This is a genomic window from Variovorax sp. V118 (assembly GCF_041154445.1).
Taxonomy (GTDB): Bacteria; Pseudomonadota; Gammaproteobacteria; order Burkholderiales; family Burkholderiaceae_C; genus Variovorax; species Variovorax boronicumulans.
On sequence record NZ_AP028663.1, the window covers coordinates 37670 to 53890 of the forward strand.

At 66.2% G+C, this 16221-nt stretch carries 11 protein-coding genes; 2 read left to right on the forward strand and 9 right to left on the reverse strand.

Annotation, left to right across the window (positions count from 1 at the left end):
- Positions 1-2: 2 nt before the first annotated feature.
- Positions 3-884, reverse strand: a complete 882-nt coding sequence (locus tag ACAM52_RS00170) for an alpha/beta hydrolase (RefSeq protein ID WP_369645742.1) — start codon at positions 882-884, stop codon at positions 3-5.
- A 114-nt stretch (positions 885-998) separates the two neighbouring features.
- Between ACAM52_RS00170 and ACAM52_RS00175 the strand changes: the two genes are divergently transcribed.
- Positions 999-1688, forward strand: a complete 690-nt coding sequence (locus tag ACAM52_RS00175) for a response regulator transcription factor (RefSeq protein ID WP_056574813.1) — start codon at positions 999-1001, stop codon at positions 1686-1688.
- An 8-nt stretch (positions 1689-1696) separates the two neighbouring features.
- Entirely contained in the window at positions 1697-3082 is a 1386-nt protein-coding gene (locus ACAM52_RS00180; protein ID WP_369645743.1) for a sensor histidine kinase, read from the forward strand.
- A gap of 4 nt (positions 3083-3086) precedes the next feature.
- On the opposite strand, the gene ACAM52_RS00185 is transcribed toward ACAM52_RS00180, so the two are convergent.
- The 8 genes from ACAM52_RS00185 to ACAM52_RS00220 all read right to left on the reverse strand — a co-directional run bounded on the left by ACAM52_RS00185 (position 3087) and on the right by ACAM52_RS00220 (position 16098).
- Positions 3087-3563: a GNAT family N-acetyltransferase gene (locus tag ACAM52_RS00185; protein ID WP_369645744.1), complete on the reverse strand. Its 477-nt coding sequence runs from the start codon at positions 3561-3563 to the stop codon at positions 3087-3089.
- Positions 3560-4045, reverse strand: a complete 486-nt coding sequence (locus ACAM52_RS00190; RefSeq protein WP_369645745.1) for a RidA family protein — start codon at positions 4043-4045, stop codon at positions 3560-3562. Before ACAM52_RS00190 ends, ACAM52_RS00185 begins: the two co-directional genes overlap by 4 nt.
- Before the next feature lie 79 nt (positions 4046-4124).
- On the reverse strand, positions 4125-8555 hold the full coding sequence (locus ACAM52_RS00195; protein ID WP_369645746.1) for a pentapeptide repeat-containing protein: 4431 nt from the start codon (positions 8553-8555) through the stop codon (positions 4125-4127).
- A gap of 3 nt (positions 8556-8558) precedes the next feature.
- Entirely contained in the window at positions 8559-9638 is a 1080-nt protein-coding gene (locus ACAM52_RS00200) for a DUF4123 domain-containing protein (RefSeq protein ID WP_369645747.1), read from the reverse strand.
- Position 9639: 1 nt separating this feature from the next.
- Positions 9640-12144: a type VI secretion system Vgr family protein gene (locus tag ACAM52_RS00205; RefSeq protein ID WP_369645748.1), complete on the reverse strand. Its 2505-nt coding sequence runs from the start codon at positions 12142-12144 to the stop codon at positions 9640-9642.
- Positions 12145-12287: 143 nt separating this feature from the next.
- Entirely contained in the window at positions 12288-13391 is a 1104-nt protein-coding gene (locus ACAM52_RS00210) for an alkene reductase (RefSeq protein ID WP_307696841.1), read from the reverse strand.
- An 86-nt stretch (positions 13392-13477) separates the two neighbouring features.
- Positions 13478-15301 carry an acyclic terpene utilization AtuA family protein gene (locus ACAM52_RS00215; protein WP_369645749.1) on the reverse strand — a complete coding sequence of 608 codons (1824 nt, stop codon included), beginning with the start codon at positions 15299-15301 and terminating at the stop codon, positions 13478-13480.
- Entirely contained in the window at positions 15298-16098 is an 801-nt protein-coding gene (locus tag ACAM52_RS00220) for an enoyl-CoA hydratase/isomerase family protein (RefSeq protein ID WP_369645750.1), read from the reverse strand. The genes ACAM52_RS00215 and ACAM52_RS00220 overlap by 4 nt, the downstream gene beginning before the upstream one ends.
- Between the last annotated feature and the right edge of the window lie 123 nt (positions 16099-16221).

The following is a 16221-nucleotide window of genomic DNA, read 5'->3' on the forward strand; positions in this document are numbered from 1 at the left end:
TTTCAGGCGTGAAGAGCAAGTCCGCGGACGCGGAACACGGGTTCGGGCACCGGGCCGTGGGCCACGGTCTCGGCGAAGGCGAGGGTCTCGCGCACGACCTGCTGGCGGTCGTTGTCGATGCTGATCATGTGGTAGCTGTTGTTCAGGACCACGGTGCGCAGCGAGGCGCACCGCAGCCCGCGCACGAGCAGGTCGAGGTTGGACAGGCTGGCCACCTCGTCCTCGCGCGCATGCAGCGCCAGCACTTGCTCGCACTGCACGTCGTTCAAGCGTCGCCGCACGTGGCGGATCAACCGGTCGTGTTCGCGCAGGTGGCCCACGCCGATCACCGCGCTGCCGGCGCGCGAGACCTGGCGATGGCGCAGCTCGCGCTCGATCCAGGTGCGCACGCGCTCGTTCTTCACGCCGTAGGGCGGGCGCTCGCGGTACTGCCAGAGGCGGCCCAGCGGCGTGTAGAAAGCCAGCGGCAGCAAAAAGCGCGTGCGCGGCACAGCCCAGCCGTCGAAGCGGAGCGTGGTTGACATGAGCACCAGCGCGTCCACCTCGCGCCCGCAGCGGATGGCGCCGCCCAGGGCCAGCGAGGCGCCGGCCGAGATGCCGACCAGCATCACGCGGTCGTGCGTGCGCCGCAGCGCCTTCACGTGCGCCTCGAGGGTGTCGAGCCAGCGTTCGAAGGGCACGGCCTGCTGCAGCGGCGCGGCGGCGTCGAACGAGTAGCCGGAGATGCACAGCGGCTGCACCGCATACCCGTGGCGCTGCAGGGTCGATTGCACGGTCAGCAGCTCGTCAGGCGTGCTGCATAAACCATGCAGCAGAACCACCGCGGTGCGCTGCACGGCGGGGGACACGAGGCTCAAGGGATCGGAGGGATCGCGTGCACTCATCGGAAGGTGTGTCGTATGCTCATGTCGCGTTTATCGCGGTGAGCGACTGACCGGCCGCTGACGCGTCCATCGCCAGGGCAGACCCACAAATCACCCACCACTCATTCACTCACCATGCGAATCCTGCTTGTGGAAGATGACACCGTGCTGCGCGACGTGATGCTGCGCAGCCTCGCCGACGCCGGCCACCGGGTCGACGTGTCGACCAACGTCGAGGACGCCGACCACCTGTGGCGCGTGCAGCCCTTCGACGCCGTGCTGCTCGACCTCAACCTGCCCGCCACCGCCAGCCCCACCAGCGGCCTGGCGAGCGGCCTCACGGCCTTGCGACAGGCGCGTGCGCGCGGCGACCGCACGCCGGTGCTGGTGCTCACGGCGCGCGGTCGCACCGAAGAGCGCATCGCCGGGCTCGACGCCGGCGCCGACGACTACCTGGGCAAGCCCTTCGACCTCGCCGAGGTGGAGGCGCGCCTGCGCGCCTTGGTGCGGCGCGCCAAGGGCACCGAAGACATCGTGGTGCTCGGCCAGCTCAAGCTCGACCGCAAGGCGCGGCGCTTCGCGGTCGCGAACGCACCGCTCGATCTGCCGGCGCGCGAGTTCGAGGTGCTGTGGGAACTCATGAGCCCGCCAGGCCGCACGGTGAGCAAGCGGGCGCTGTCGGACAAGCTCTCGGGTTTCGACGAATCGCTGGGCGACAACGCGCTCGAGGCCTTCATCTCGCGCCTGCGCAAGAAGCTGCTCGGCTCGGGCGCGGGCATCCGCACGCTGCGCGGCATCGGCTACCTGCTCGAAGCCGAGGTGTGAGGCCGCCCGTGAGCGAGGCCACCCCACCGGTCACGCGCACTGCACCTTCGCTCACGCGGCGCGTGCTGCGCAACGTGCTGGTGCCGCTGGCGCTGACCTGGATGGCCGGTGCGGTGATCGCGCTGGTCATCGCCAACTACTTCTCCGAGCAGGCCTTCGACCGCGGCATGCTCGACGACGCCTATGCGCTGTCGGCCAATGTGCAGGCCGGCGAACGCGGCATCGAGCTGCTGCTGACGCCGCGCGAAGTGGCGACCGTGCTGTTCGACCAGACCGACAAGGTCTACTTCTCGGTGCAGCGGCTCGACGGCACGCCGATCTCGGGCAGGGTCGACCTGAAGGCACCGCTGCCCGACGAAGGTTCGCGCTACCGTTTTTCCGATATCGACTACGACGGGAACGTGCTGCGTGCCGTCGTGCTCGATCACGACGCCGAGCCCGGCCTGCACATGCCCTACCGCGTGATCGTGGCGCAGACCACGTTGAGCCGCGCCGCACTGGTGCAGCGGCTGCTGTTCTATGCCATGGCGCCGCAGGTGCTGCTGCTCGTGCTGCTGGCCGTGTGGCTCTGGCATGGCATCCGACGTGACCTGCGTCCGCTCGGCGAGTTGCAGCGTGCGCTCGACACCCGCGACGTGCGCGACCTCTCGCCGGTGACCGTGGCGCAGACCTCGAAAGAGTTGCAGCGCCTGGGCGATGCCGTCAACGCGCTGTTCGATCGCCTGCGCCACAGCGTGCGCGCGCAGCGCGAGTTCGTGGGCAACGTGGCACACGAGTTGCGCACGCCCCTCGCGGGCATTCGCGCGCTGGCCGAGTACGGGCTCGCGCAGCACGACACCGAGGTGTGGCGCGAACAGCTCACGCGCGTGTCCGAACGGCAGGCGCGTGCGAGCCACCTGATCGACCAGCTGCTGGCGCTGGCATTGGCCGACGAGGCGCGCACCGACCTGCAGCGCACGCCCGTGTCGCTCGACATGCTGGCCGAGCAGACCGTGCTGCGCCACCTGGCGCGCGCCGACGCGCACGGTGTCGACCTGGGCGCGCGCGGCCTCGACGACGGCGTGACGGTGCTTGCGAACGAAGCGCTGGTGGAGGGCATCCTCGACAACCTGATCGACAACGCACTGCGCTACGGCGGCCGCACCATCACCGTCGAACTCGCGGGTCGCACGCTGAGCGTGATCGACGATGGGCCCGGCATTCCGCTCGAGGCGCAGCGCGACCTCATGCAACGCTGGGCGCAAGGCCCCGCGGGCCAGAAGCTGGGGCAGGGCGCGGGGCTGGGGCTGTCGATCGTGGCGCGTTATGCCGAGTTGCTGGGGGCCGAGTTGCGGCTCGACGCCGCGGAGCCCACCGGCTTGCGCGTGAGCGTGACCTTCGGGGATGACGCCTGACAGTTCACGCGCGTGTCAGTGGCTTGCGCAGATAGACGCGTGTGCGCCCGTCGAGGGATTCGCGCCGGAACTCGACATAGCCGATGCGCTGGTAGAGCGCGAGGTTCTCGGTCATCTTCTCGTTCGTGAACAGGTAGATCGATGCGTGGCCCTGGCGCAGCGCTTCGCGCTCGGCCAGTTCGAGCAAGGCGCGACCCGCGCCGCTGCCTTGGTAGTCGGGGTGCACCGCGATCACGTCGATGAGGAAGCCTTCATCGGTGACGTCGAGCAGCAGCGCCGCGCCGACCTGAGAACCCTTGCGCTCGGCCACCCAGACCTGCAGGTGCGCGATGGCCTGCGCGTAGTCGCGCGTCATCGGCCGCGGCGTGAGGCCCAGGCGCGGGATGTAGGTGCGGAAGGCCTCGACGGCGCATGCGGCGACGGCCGCCACGTCGTCGGCGGTGGCGCGGCGCAGGTGCCAGGATGCAGCGTTGTCGCTCACGCGTCGAACTCGACCTCGCCCTCGATCTCCACCGGGATGCCGAAAGGCAGCTCCGCCATGCCCACGGCGCTGCGCGCATGGGCGCCGACCTCGGGACCGAAGAGCTCGAGGATCAGATCGGAAAACCCGTTGATGACCGCCGGCTGCTGTTGAAAGCCGGGCGCCGAGGCCACCATGCCGAACACGCGCGTCCATGCGGTGATGCGGTCCAGGTCGCCGAGCGCGCGCTGCAGGCTGCCGAGCATCGCGAGCCCGGTGAGGCGCGCGGCGGTGTAGCCCTGCTCAACGGTCAGTTCAGCACCGAGCTTGCCGAGTGGTGCGGCGATGCTGCCATCGGCATTCAACGGACCATGGCCCGAGATCATGGCGCGTCGGCCGATGAGACGGACGAACTGGAAGGGAAGGACGACGCCGGGTGGTGGCGTGACAGGGGGAGGAAGGGCGAGGCCCAACGCAGTGAGGCGATCGGTGATGCGAGGCATGGCGATGGTCGGAGTCGCGTGATGGACAGGCGCCGAGGGTATGCGCGGACGTCCTGGGTGGCAATCCGGAATGAGCACTTCAGCGCTGGGCGCGAGGCTCTAACTCGATGTTCGAGCCATCCATCTGATCGACGCGTCCGAGGGTACTGCCAGCGCGCAAATCGACTTTCTGCTTCACGGCCTGGGTTCCACGCAAATCGAGTTTGCCGGTGATGCTGGTGCTGGAAACCTCCAGATTTCCAATGCGACTGTTTGAAATGTTGGCACGCATGATCTGGTTGTTTGTCAGCACGAAACGCTGGGTGTTGAGGTAGCTTGCGTCAAGCGTGGGGATGGTCGAATTCCTGATGTCGATCGATTGACTGACATTCGAAATCCGGTCGGCGCTCTTGAGCGAGAAGCCACCCGCAATCATCACCGGCTCGGAGGAGAGGTCGCCGCCAAAGACGACCCCGTCGATTTCGATCGACAGAATCCTTCCGGCATAGGCCTCGAAGATCTTCTTGCCGTTGCCCTGAATCTGGCTGTTGCGTACGCGAAGGCTGCGAGCTTGTTTGACATAGGCGTTGATGTAGCCGCCTTTAACTCGCTCCACAACCAAGTCGCCTTTGATGGTGGTGTCGCTCAGGTCCAGACGTTCCAGCAAGGTGTCGCGAACAGTGAGTGAATGCAAAAGTGAGCCGGCCCCCGATAGATCGACGAGGCCCTTCAGTTTGCACTTGTCGATAAGTACGTGGGAGCCGCCATGTTCATGCCAAGGCGCTGCATTCACATCCTCAATGTTGCAATCGACGAGATCGAGCTTTGTGTGACCACGCAAGTTGAACCACTTTGCCTTGCAGGCCAAAAACATGGCTTGGGCATAGCTCCCGACAGAACCCCATTCATTGGGCTCAGCGGAGTTCCCCATGAAGGAACACTCTTCGAAGACGAGATTCTTGCTATCGGATTGCCCTTGTAGAAAGGTGCGCCCCCGGACCTGACATCGCAAAAATTTGACGTCGACCATGTTGCCGAAACTGTGAATTCCGACGAATCGACAATTCTCGAGGAGGGCCTGCTCCAAGCGTTCGAGTTTGGTTTCATAGGCCCCGATGAAATCGCAGTTCACCAGCCTGACTTTTCGCCAGGTCAAGTCCATGAAGTTAACGTCGCTGAACTCCGCGTTCTCGATAGTGAGCACGCTGTCACCGATTTCTCTGGCGCGCAACGTTGGGTCTGCCAAGTAACTGTAGCTCTTGCCAAAGCGCTTGATGTTTGGGTTTTTCATAGAACAAAACCCAGGTGACACAGATGCTCCTCCGGCAAGGGCGGCCGCACTCTCGAGAAAAAAACGACGTTGCATGGCTGCCTCCTCATTGTTTTTTCTCGCTTGCTTTGGCGGGATCGATGGCCTCATCCGCCGGTGTATATCCCTTGCCCGCGTAGTACTTCGCCAGAACTTCCAATCGGGAACTTCCCCTCGTTCTTCCGCGGGTCTGCGGAAGAACCACTTCGAGCTCCCCGTTGCTCCGTAGGTCATGCCTCCGCCCTTGAGCGCCGTGCCGAAAACGCCGATCTCGAGTGGAAACATCCAAGGGTCGGTGCAGTCCATGTCCTTGCTCCAATCGTCCTTGCCGACCTTAGGTTGCTTGAGCAGCACTTCGCAAAAGGCCTGCGTGGTGATCGAGCCTTCGCCTAGAGCTCGGATCAGCACGGCATGATCTTCCGCTGTGAATGCGATGGAGGGCGCTTTGGTGTCCGGGTTGAATGTGGTTGTCAGCATGTTCCATTGCTTCACGACGCGCTTCTCTTCATCTTTGCCACTTTCGAAAACCCAAAACCTGATCCCCGAAATGCACTCCAGCTTGGCCACGGTTCCACTCAACGTTATCGGCACCTTCCACCCTGCCTGTATGAGCGGTGTGGGCGCAAAGGCCAAGGGCGGATCAATGCCTTTTTCTGGATGCCGGCTCATCACGGCCATGTAGTCGAGTGCCACCGCGAGGCGCGGCTTCTCGTTCAGTGGGGCGCCGGCGCTCTTGCATGAGCGTTGCGTCATGACCTGGGTGATGACGCCCGTCGCAGGGTCCAGGAGCGTGCCCGAGGGCGGACGCAAGGTCCAGCTGTCGAGTTCTCGGTCGAGGTTCTGCTTGCCGACCGGACCGCCGCTGCTGCTGACGATGAAGCGCGTGCGCTGGCGTGCCGGCGCTTTCACGGTCTCCTTGCGGATGCCGGGGTCGACAGCACTGGTGACCTGGACCATGCGCGCGCCACTGGACGGCTGGCACCACGCGACGTCGTAAACGCCGCTGCGATGGCTGTGGCCACTGAAGTGCCAATCCACCGCGGTCTCGGGTGTTGCCTTGCCCGTGCTGCCACCGTCGACGCACACGAAGCGCTCGAAATAGACGTCCTGGTTGACTTCGCACGTGCCGGTGTTGACGTGATTGAATCCGGGTTGCCCGCGAAGAGGGGCGCCCAAGGGACTGCTCAAAGGAATAAAGCGTGCCTGTTCGGGCGTGGCCGAGTAGGGCAGCGGTTCGTCGTAGTTGATGATGGTGAAGTGCGTCGCCACCGTGAGGCTGGCACCCGGGCTTGCGCGTTTGTGGCTCTGGGCCTGCCCCAGCAACTGCAGCTGCTTGTTGCTGAAGGATTGGGTTGCGCGGGGCAGGATGCCGGTTCCCTGGCGGTCGGTCGAGGTGATCAGCAGGCCACTCACCGTGAGGTTCTTGAAGTTCTCCCCTTGCCCCCAGCCCAGCGCCGCGATCACCTGGGTGGTCGGTCCGGGCCGGTCGGGTTCAACGCCCAGCGCGATCAGCACGTCCTCGAGCGGCGTGAAGAGGGCGTAGAACCAGTCGTAATTCTCGGTCCTGTAGTTGTTGCCGGTCAGGGCCTGTGCATAGGTGGGGCCATATGCCAGCGTGGTCTCGTAGATGCTCATGTTGTGGTCGGCCGAGATGCCTTCGTTGGCCTTGTTGTTGTGCCATTGGCTGGCCTTGTCGAAGTCCCGGTAGGTTTCCGCCAGATCCCCGATATGGAGGTTCTTGTTGCTGTTGACGACGCGTCGACCGATCTCGGCCTTGATTCCGATCCGGCGGGCTTGGTGCGTACCTGCGTGCGTAGCGACGGTGGTGGTGGGCTCGAAGGCGCGTTCCCTGCCCCAGCCATCGGTGTCGAGTGTGTCGGTGGTGTCTTCGAGCACGCCCATGGCGGCGCCCCAGTCGTTGATGCGCGGGCTGATGCCGTAGGGCACCGTGTATGCCTCGTGGTTGCCGCTGGTCATGAACACAGGCAGCTTGAGTTCGTTGTAGGCGTAGCGAACGAGGCTGAAGGCGAGCATGTCGTCTTGCCCGCGTGGGTACAGGCCTAGCGTGTTGAAGTGGTTCAACACGTTGAACTTTTTCCATTGCTCGCCGATGCCGTCGCCGACCTGCCGGGGATCGATGTTGCGATTGAAATCGATCAGGTCGCCGGTGAAGAGCAGGGCCGTGTCGGGCTTCTTGCCGGCACCGATCTTGTCGAAGAGCTCCTTGAGCGCGTTGAAGCTGTTGCACACGCGTGCGCCCACTGCAGGGCCGTCGAAGCTGCTGTTGTCTTCGATGATGCGCGCCGGTGACTTGGCCAGCGCGTTGTGCCGCACGTTGATGTGAACGTCGCTCAGGTGCCCGAGCTTCAGTGGTCCGTCACTGGCCAGTCGGATGACGGGATGCCACGCCGCCAAGCGCTGGGAGTCGTCGAGGGCCAGCGTGCGGGCTTTCTGTGCCGTTTGTGCGACGTCGTATTCCATCAGGTTGGTTTCCTTCCCTTTGGGCGCGCCGTCGGTGTTGGTGGGCTGGTGCCGGTGCCGCAGGTCGTTGACCTGGGCGGCAAGGAAGGACTCGACCAGCAGGTCTTGAGAATGCACCGTGCTGGCAGCACACAGCGTGGGAAAGCTTTCCTTTTGCTGGCGGGTAGGTTCGACCATCCAGGCGAAGCTCTTGAAGCTGTCGGTCTCGGGCTGGACGGCCAGTTTTTCGATGTCGAGCTCCACTTCGTAGATGTGCCCGCCCGCGAAGCCCGAGGCGGTGTACGCGCTCGCAGCCTGCGGACTGAGGGTGGCGAAGATTTCGCCTTTCTGGTTGTAGATGAGCGCGCCGGCTTCGAACTTGGCGACGCGCCAGACCTTGATGGCGCCCTTGGCCTTGGCGCAGTCTGCGCCGTCTCCGGTCAGTCCACCCACGCGGATGTCGGCGTCGGGTTTGGTGCCCTTCATGCCGACGAGGCGCAGGTGACGCGCCACGGTGGCCACGGCGGCCTGCTCTTCGTCGCCATCCATGGAGACGACCTCTGCGCGTTTGTCATGCGTGGTTCGTCGGCCAGCGCTGTTGGCCACGCCGAGCGTCGCGGTGGCGATGAAGAGGCTGCACTTTTTCTGGCTGGAAGAGATCAGCATCGGCGTGCCGAGGCTGGGATAGAGGATCACGGCCACTTGCTGCGCCGGGTCGCTGCAATCGCACACCGATGCGCCGGTCTTGGGTTCGTTTGCCATGGATCAGAAGGTCTTGGCGTCGGACATGAAGCCACCGCCCGTCGTGTTGAAGGCAGACAGAAGGGCGTTGGACTGTTCGTCGCAGAGGCGAACCAGCATCGCGTCGCGGTCGCACGCCCAGCCTTGCTGCACTGCCGATGGCGTGTGCGCCAGGACATCACGGAGATTCAGAGGTGTGCGTGCAACCGACAAAGCGTCGAGGAAGCCGGGGTGGGTGTGGAAGCGCGCGTGCTTGAGCAAGGCAAGGCGGCATGCGTGTGCCTTGTTGTCCCAACCCGCCAGGCCTGCATGACGGGCGAATGCCAGCGCGGCTTGTGCGATCTTCCGGCGAAGCAATGGATGCATCTGTGCGAGCAGGTCGGCCGCGGGGGGATTCGATGTTTCCAGTTCTTCGCAGAGCAGGGCGATGACAAGATTCGCTTCCCCTGCCTTGTCGATGGCCTGGACCCATTCGGCAGTAAGTTCGACTCCCTCGTTCGACGGCGTGATCTCGGTGTCTGCGCTACCCTTGATGTACCGAATGCGAAGGTCACCGTCCCAGCCTGCCCACCAGGCGAGCGGACGGCTGAATTTGCGCTGCACGGGGTCTGACCAGTGCGCGAATATGTCGAAGCCGATGCGGGGATCGAAGTAGCGCAACAGAACGGACGATCCATCGGGCAATGTGCCGGACAGGAAACCGCGCAGATGCGCGGAAAGCTTCTGCAAGCGCAGCGGGCTGGCCATCAGGGTGAGCGCTTCGGCCGCAGCCTGATGCGCGAGCGCATGGCGCAGCGACTCGGAAGATGAGGCGGGGATCTCGATGAGCCAGGGGCCGATGTCGGCCATCTCGGCTTCGGGTGTCTGCATGAACAAGCGTTCGCAGGCGAGCTCTTGCATCGCGACCATGCGAGCGACGACTCCTTCTTCGCATTGCCCCGCACTGACGAGTGCGTAGCGGTGTATGGGCGTGGCGGTCGCAGCGCTTTCGGCACTGAGCCAGTGTTCGATCTGCGTCGACATGGCTCGATGCAGCGCCACATCGAGTCTGGTTCGTGCAGCGTGTGTGAGGTCGGATGACTGTTGCGCGGTGTGGTTCGGCATGTCACTCCCGAGGTGCAGCCGCGGTCGCGCGGCGCATGGCGCGTTGCATGCACTCCCAGCACACGGTCTGTGCGGTGGGGCCTGGCTTCTTGTCCGGCCCCGGCGTCCCATGCATCGCGGCATGTTCGATCCATGTGCCCAGCGTGCCGTGCCGGATGCCGCCTTCGCTCCATTCGCTGAAGCTGGTGCCGCCGTTGATCGTGACCTTCTTCTTGGCGGTGATGTAGACGGTGTCTTCGGTGCTCACGATGTCGATGTCTTTCAAGGCCGTGGCCTCGATGGCGTCGCTTTGGGCTTCGATGCGGATGTCGCCCTGCGACGCAAAGGCCTTGATGCCGCTCTTGAGCGTGAAGATGCGCATGCCTTCCGCCACGCTGACGAGGATGCGCTGGGCGGCACTCAAGGAGGTGTGGCCGGCACTGGTGAGCTGGATGTGCGCGCCGGTGTGCGCATGCAGGTGCGTGGCGGTGGTGGCGGCGATGCCTGCAGGACTGGCGAGCGCGAGATGCGGTGTGGCCAGTTCGGGAAAGCGGCCTTCGGTCGATGGGCTGCCGTGGCCCCGGAGGTCTTCGTTCTGCTGCTTGATGGCATGGGCGACGGTGGACTGGTCGTCGTTGTCGTCCTGAGCCTCGGCTGTGCGGGTCGCTTCGGCCAGGCCTTCGATCTGGTCGCGTGCGCTCGTCAGGCGCTGGATGGTTTCGCCCATGTCCTTGGCGTGGCGAGCGGCATCGGGGCGGCCTTCAGTGGTGATGAGCATGCCGTCCTGCGCCCTGAGCACGCCATGAGCATCCGTCCTCAACTCGAAGCCCTCACCCCTGGGCTCCTTTCTGCCCGCGTTGTCCTCGATGCGCGTGATCGCCCCCAGGCTCAGGCTGCTGGATTGGTGATCGCTCTTGAGCTGCGCCTGGATTTTCTCGGCCGTGTCATCCAGGATCAGGTGGTTCGACCTGCCCGCCGCACTGTTGCCCCCACCCTCGGTCAGCTCCCGGCTCCTGAACCCGCTCAATGCGCTCTGGCCGGGGAGTTGCCACGGCGGCAGGTTCACCTGGTTGTGGACTCTTCCCATGCAGATCGGCAGGTCCGCGTCTCCCGCGATGAAGCTCACGATGACTTCCTGCCCGATGCGCGGGATCTGGATGCCCCCGAGCTGGTTGCCCGCCCAGGGCGAGCTCACCCGCACCCAGCAGCTGCTGTGCTGGTTCTTCTGTCCCTGCCGGTCCCAAGGGAACTGCACCTTGATGCGCCCCAGCTCGTCCGTCCACAGGTTCTGGCCTTCGGGGCCCACCACCAGCGCCACCTGCGGGCCGACCATGGCGGGCTTGGGCTGGGTCGGCTCGGGTCGCAGGGGCTCTGTGACCGGGTGGGCTGTGAAGTCCACCTGCACGCGCCATTGCTGCTTGCGGTCAGGACTGGCTTCGCGGTTCTGGCTGTCTTCGGCCACGTCCTCGATGAGGAGGCGGGTGTCCAGGATCAGGTATTCGGCGTTGGCCGACTCCCTCGGGTGTTTCTTTAGCTGGAAGGTGCATCCTGGCACCATGCCTCTGAGGTTGCCGCTGGCCTGGGCCCGGGCGCCATGGGTGCGCAGTGCCTGCATGCGCAGCAGGGAGAGCAAGTGGCCTTCGCTGTGAGGATCAGTGCCTGCATCAGCCCCCGCATTGGGCTGGGCGTAGTGGCTACCCCCCGCTCCCGAGGCATGCCACTGGTAGACCTCGCCCTCGGCTTGCCCGGTCGGGCGCGGGTCGCTTCGAGAAACACTCAGATCCGCCCTGGGCCGGGTGTAGTCGTAGTCCCGGGTGGCGTACTTCCCGCTGGTGAGCTGGTGCTGGGGAACGAAGCTGTGGATGTACTCGGCATCGATCTTCCAGCCCGGGGCGTGGTATTCCACATGCTCGTACAGCGGATCGCCAGCCGCATAGGCGCCCATGGCGTCCGAGAGCACCAGGCGGTGCTTGCCGTCCGAATTTTCGAAGTGGTAGCTGATGCCCCATTCCTGGCACAGGCGGGAGAAGAAGGCGAAGTCGCTCTCGTTGAACTGGGTCTGGTAGTCGCGCACGGGGTAGTGCTCGATCAGGCGCTTGTCCACGGGGAAGGCGTAGCCGCCCAGGAGTTCGTCCAGGATCTGGACGACGCTGAGGTTCTGGAAGATCCTGCAGTCGGTGCGCAGGGTGGCCAGGTGCAGCCAGGGGCGAAGGGTGAGCTTGTACTGGGCGTGGCGCCCTTCCTCGCCCCACAGGGCTGCGTCGGTGATCAGGGCGTTGATCTGGCGGGGGGAAGAGCCATCGAGCTCGATCTCGCAGCTGATCTCCTGGCCGATGAAGGCATCCAGGTCGAAGTCGGCGCCAGAAGAGACGCCGGACAGAGCCAGCGCATCCGGGGTCTTGAGAAACAGCTCGTAGGCGAAGAGGCTGTTGACCCCTTCATGCCCTGACAGCCGCACGGGCTCCAGTGCAGCCTGACCAAGAACAACAGGGATCGCAGCAGAAGAGACAGACAGCGTGCGCGGCATCGACGACTTCCTTGAGAGAAGGAGGAGAGGTCGGCGCAGTCTGCAGGGACTGCGCGGCGCACACTGCGAACAATCGTCACCTCACGCGCTGCCCGCGAAAAAGGGCGGGGCAAGCGCGAAGAAGTTGACGCCGAAGGGCCGACTCAGCCCAACGCCGGATAGTCCGTATACCCCTTCACCCCACCCCCATACATCGTGGCCTTGTCCAGCTCGTTCAGCGGCGCGTGCTCGCGCAGGCGGCGCACCAGGTCGGGGTTCGAGATGAAGGGCTTGCCGAAGGCCACGAGGTCGTCGCCTTCCTTCACGGCTTCTTCGGCCAGGGGGCGGTCGTAGCCGTTGTTGACCATCCAGGCGGCCTTGCCGCCGGCGGCGCGGTAGGCGGCCTTGAGGGCTTCGTAGTCGAAGGGGCGGTCGGCGATTTCGCGCGGGCCGCCGGTGGCGCCTTCGATGATGTGGATGTAGGCCAGGTTCAGCGGCGCGAGCTGCTGCACGACGTAGGTGAACAGCGGCTGCGGGTCGCTGTCGTGCACGTCGTTGGCGGGCGTGACGGGCGACAGGCGGATGCCGGTCTTGCCGCCGCCGACGGCATCGACCACGGCGCGCGTGGACTCCAGCAACAGGCGCGCGCGGTTCTTGATGGAGCCGCCGTAGTCGTCGGTGCGCTTGTTGCTGCCGTCCTTGAGGAACTGGTCGAGCAGGTAGCCGTTGGCGCCGTGCAGCTCGACGCCGTCGAAGCCCGCGGTCTCGACGGCGTTGCGTGCGGCCGCGGCATAGGCGTGGACGATGCCGGGCAGTTCGGCCGCGTCGAGCGCGCGCGGCTCGGACGTTTCAACGAAGGTGGGCACGCCGTCCTTGATGAGCACAGTCTTGGTCTTGGCGGTGATGGCCGAGGGCGCGACGGGCTTGCCGCCACCGGGTTGCAGTTCGGTGTGCGAGACGCGGCCCACGTGCCACAGCTGCACGACGATCTTGCCGCCCTCGGCGTGCACGGCGTCGGTCACGCGCTTCCAGGCGTCGAGCTGTTCGGTGCCGTAGAGGCCGGGCACGTCGGCGTAGCCCTGGCCCTGGTGGCTGATGGCGGTGGCTTCGGTGATGAGCAGGCCGGCGCTGGCGCGCTGGGCGTAGTAGGTGGCGGCGATGTCGGGCGGGATCGCGTTGGGCGAGCGGTTGCGCGTGAGCGGCGCCATCACGATGCGGTTGGCGAGCTGGAGGTCGCCGGCCTGGACGGGGTCGAAAAGGGTGGACATCGTGGATTGAGGGGGCAGAGTTGAAACAGGCGCAAGGCTAAGCCGCCCGTCTCAACCCTGCTGTCGCACGGTTGTCCCGATTGGTGCTAAGGAAGCAGCCGCGCCAGCAACGCCGGGCTCACGCGCACGGGCAGCGCCAGCAGGATCTGTCCCATGCCCTTGCCGAGCGGGTCGTTGCGCAGCGAGGCCATGCCGCCGCCGCCCAGCGCCTGCTCGCAGACGAAGTTGAAGGCGTGGATGCCGGGCACCTCGTGGCGCGTGACGCGGCCCTGCACCAGGTGCGCGAGCCATGCGGCCACGCGGGCCTCGGTGAGCTGCGCGCGCAGCAGCGGCAGCAAGTCGGGATGGCGTGCGATGACGCCGATGTTCGAGGTGTCTCCCTTGTCGCCGCTGCGGGCCCACGCGAGGCGGATCAGCGGGGCCTCGATGGCGTCGTCGCCGGGCGTGGCCTGGGGCAGTTCATCGTTGGTGCGCACAGCAGGCGGGTCGTCGCTGGTGGCGTGCGTTGCGGGCACATCGACGGCCTGCCCATCGACGCGCACCTGCGGGCTCACGCGCGCCTTGTCGAGCAGGAACGCGTACTGCCGGATCGACGGCGACACCGAGGCGCGTCCGCCGCCCGCGCCCGTGGTGCCGGGCGCCCAGGAGGTGCCGGCCGGCGCGACCTCGCGCGCGAACAGCTCCAGCGCGTCCTTGCGCGGATGCGTCACGGCGAGCCGCAGCACGGCCTCGCGGATCTGCTGCGCCTGCGTCTGCGCATGCGGGCCGTAGCAGGACTCGGCGCCGAGCACTTCGAGCTGCGTGCCACTGTAGGGCCCGAGGCCCTGCTGCGCGAAGAGGGCGCCGGTGCGCGCGAGGATCGCTTCGCCGGTGCGCCGCGCCTTGGCCACCGCGTCGAAGCCGACGATCGTGAGCTGCGCCGCGGTCTTGAAGCCGTCGACGTAGGTGGCGCAGACCTTGTAGCTGCCGGTGGGTGCGCGGCCGCGCGCGCCGTGCACGCTCACGCGGTGTTCGCCCGCCTGTTCGATGCGCACCTGCGTGAAGTCGGCCACCACGTCGGGCAGCAGGTAGGCGGCGGGGTCGCCGATTTCGTAGAGCATCTGCTCGCCGACCACGGGGGGCGTGAGCTTGCCGCCGGTGCCCGCGGGCTTGGTGACGACGAAGCTGCCGTCGGCGTTGCATTCGACGATGGGATAGCCGATGTTCGGCCAGTCGGGCACGGTGTCCCAGTCGGTGTGCAGGCCGCCGGTGGCCTGGCAGCCGCACTCGATGATGTGGCCCGCGAGGCTGCCCGCGGCGAGCAGGTCGTGGTCGCCGGGCTGCCATTGGAATTCGTGCATGAGCACGCCGAGCGTGACGGCCGAGTCGACGCAGCGGCCGGTGATGACGACCTGCGCGCCCGCGTCGAGCGCGGCCTGGACCGGGCGCGCGCCCAGGTAGGCGTTGGCGCTGAGCACGCGCTCGGGCAGCGGCGCGCCGCTCTGCAGTTCGCGCACGGGCGGTTGCGAGGCGCGCAGCTCGGGCAGCAGCGGCGACACGTCGTCGCCGCTGACCACGGCGATCTTCAGCGAGACGCCTTGCTCGGCGGCCAGTGCCGCGAGCGCATCGGCGCAGCCTTGCGGGTTGACGCCGCCCGCATTGCTCACGACGCGGATGCCTTGTTTCACGACGTCTTTCAGCACGGCCTTCATCGCGACGGAGACGAAGTCGGTCGCATAGCCCAGCTCGGGCTTCTTCAGCCGCGCGCCCGCGAGGATCGACATGGTGAGCTCGGCGAGGTAGTCGAACACGAGGTAGTCGATCTGCCCGCTGGCCACGAGCTGCGGCGCGCCCACGCTGCTGTCGCCCCAGAAGCCCGAGGCGCCGCCGATGCGCACGACGCGATTGTTGTTGTGGTTGCTGCTGTTCATCGGCAACTCCATTGCGGTTTGCGCTTCTCGCGGAAGGCGAGCTGGCCTTCGGCCGCGTCTTCGGTGAGCGCGAACAGGCCGATCTGGCTTTCGGTGAAGGCCATCGATTCCTCGAAGGCCATGGTCTCGATCTTCTTCATCGTGTACAGGCCGCGTCGGATGGCGGCGGGCGACTTGTCGAGCAGGCGACCCAGCAGCCAGTCGACGCTCTCGTCGACGTCGTCGCTCACGCGGTTGACGAGCTTCAGCTCGAGCGCCTGCGCGGCGTCGATCGGTTCGCCGGTGATGCACATCTCGGCCAGCACGCGGCGCGGCAGCAGGCCGCCGAGCACGCTGAGCACCTGCGCGGGAAACACGCCGACCTTCACCTCGGGCAGGCCGAACACGGCCTGGCGGCTGGCCACGGCCAGGTCGCACATCGCCATGAGGCCCATGCCGCCCGCCATGCAGGCGCCGTTGACGCGCGCGATCAGCGGCACGGTCGATTGCCGCGCCTGGCGAAAGAGGTTGGCCATGCCCTGGTAGGGCGCGGCGTAGTCGAACTTGAACGAGGTGCCGCTTTGCAGGTCGGCGCCGGCGCAGAAGGCGCGCGTGCCGGCGCCGGTGAGGACCACGGCGCGCACGGCGGTGTCGCGGTTGGCGCGCGCCAGCGCATCGGACAGGCCCTCGAGCACGGCCGCGTTGATGGCGTTGCGGCGCTCCTCGCGGTCGATGGTGAGCCACATGACGGGCCCGCGCATCTCTTCGCGCAGCTCGACAGGGGACGGGGAAGAAGAAGGGGGAGGGGATTCGGACATAGGCGGCTCGGCTTCCTGGTGACGGATGCCGTAGCGTCGCCCGAAAAAAAAGCCGCGGCATGCGGCTTGTGGCTGCGGTGATCCGGGTTTTCCCTGGGATGGCCCGGATCGTCGCTGGCGTCG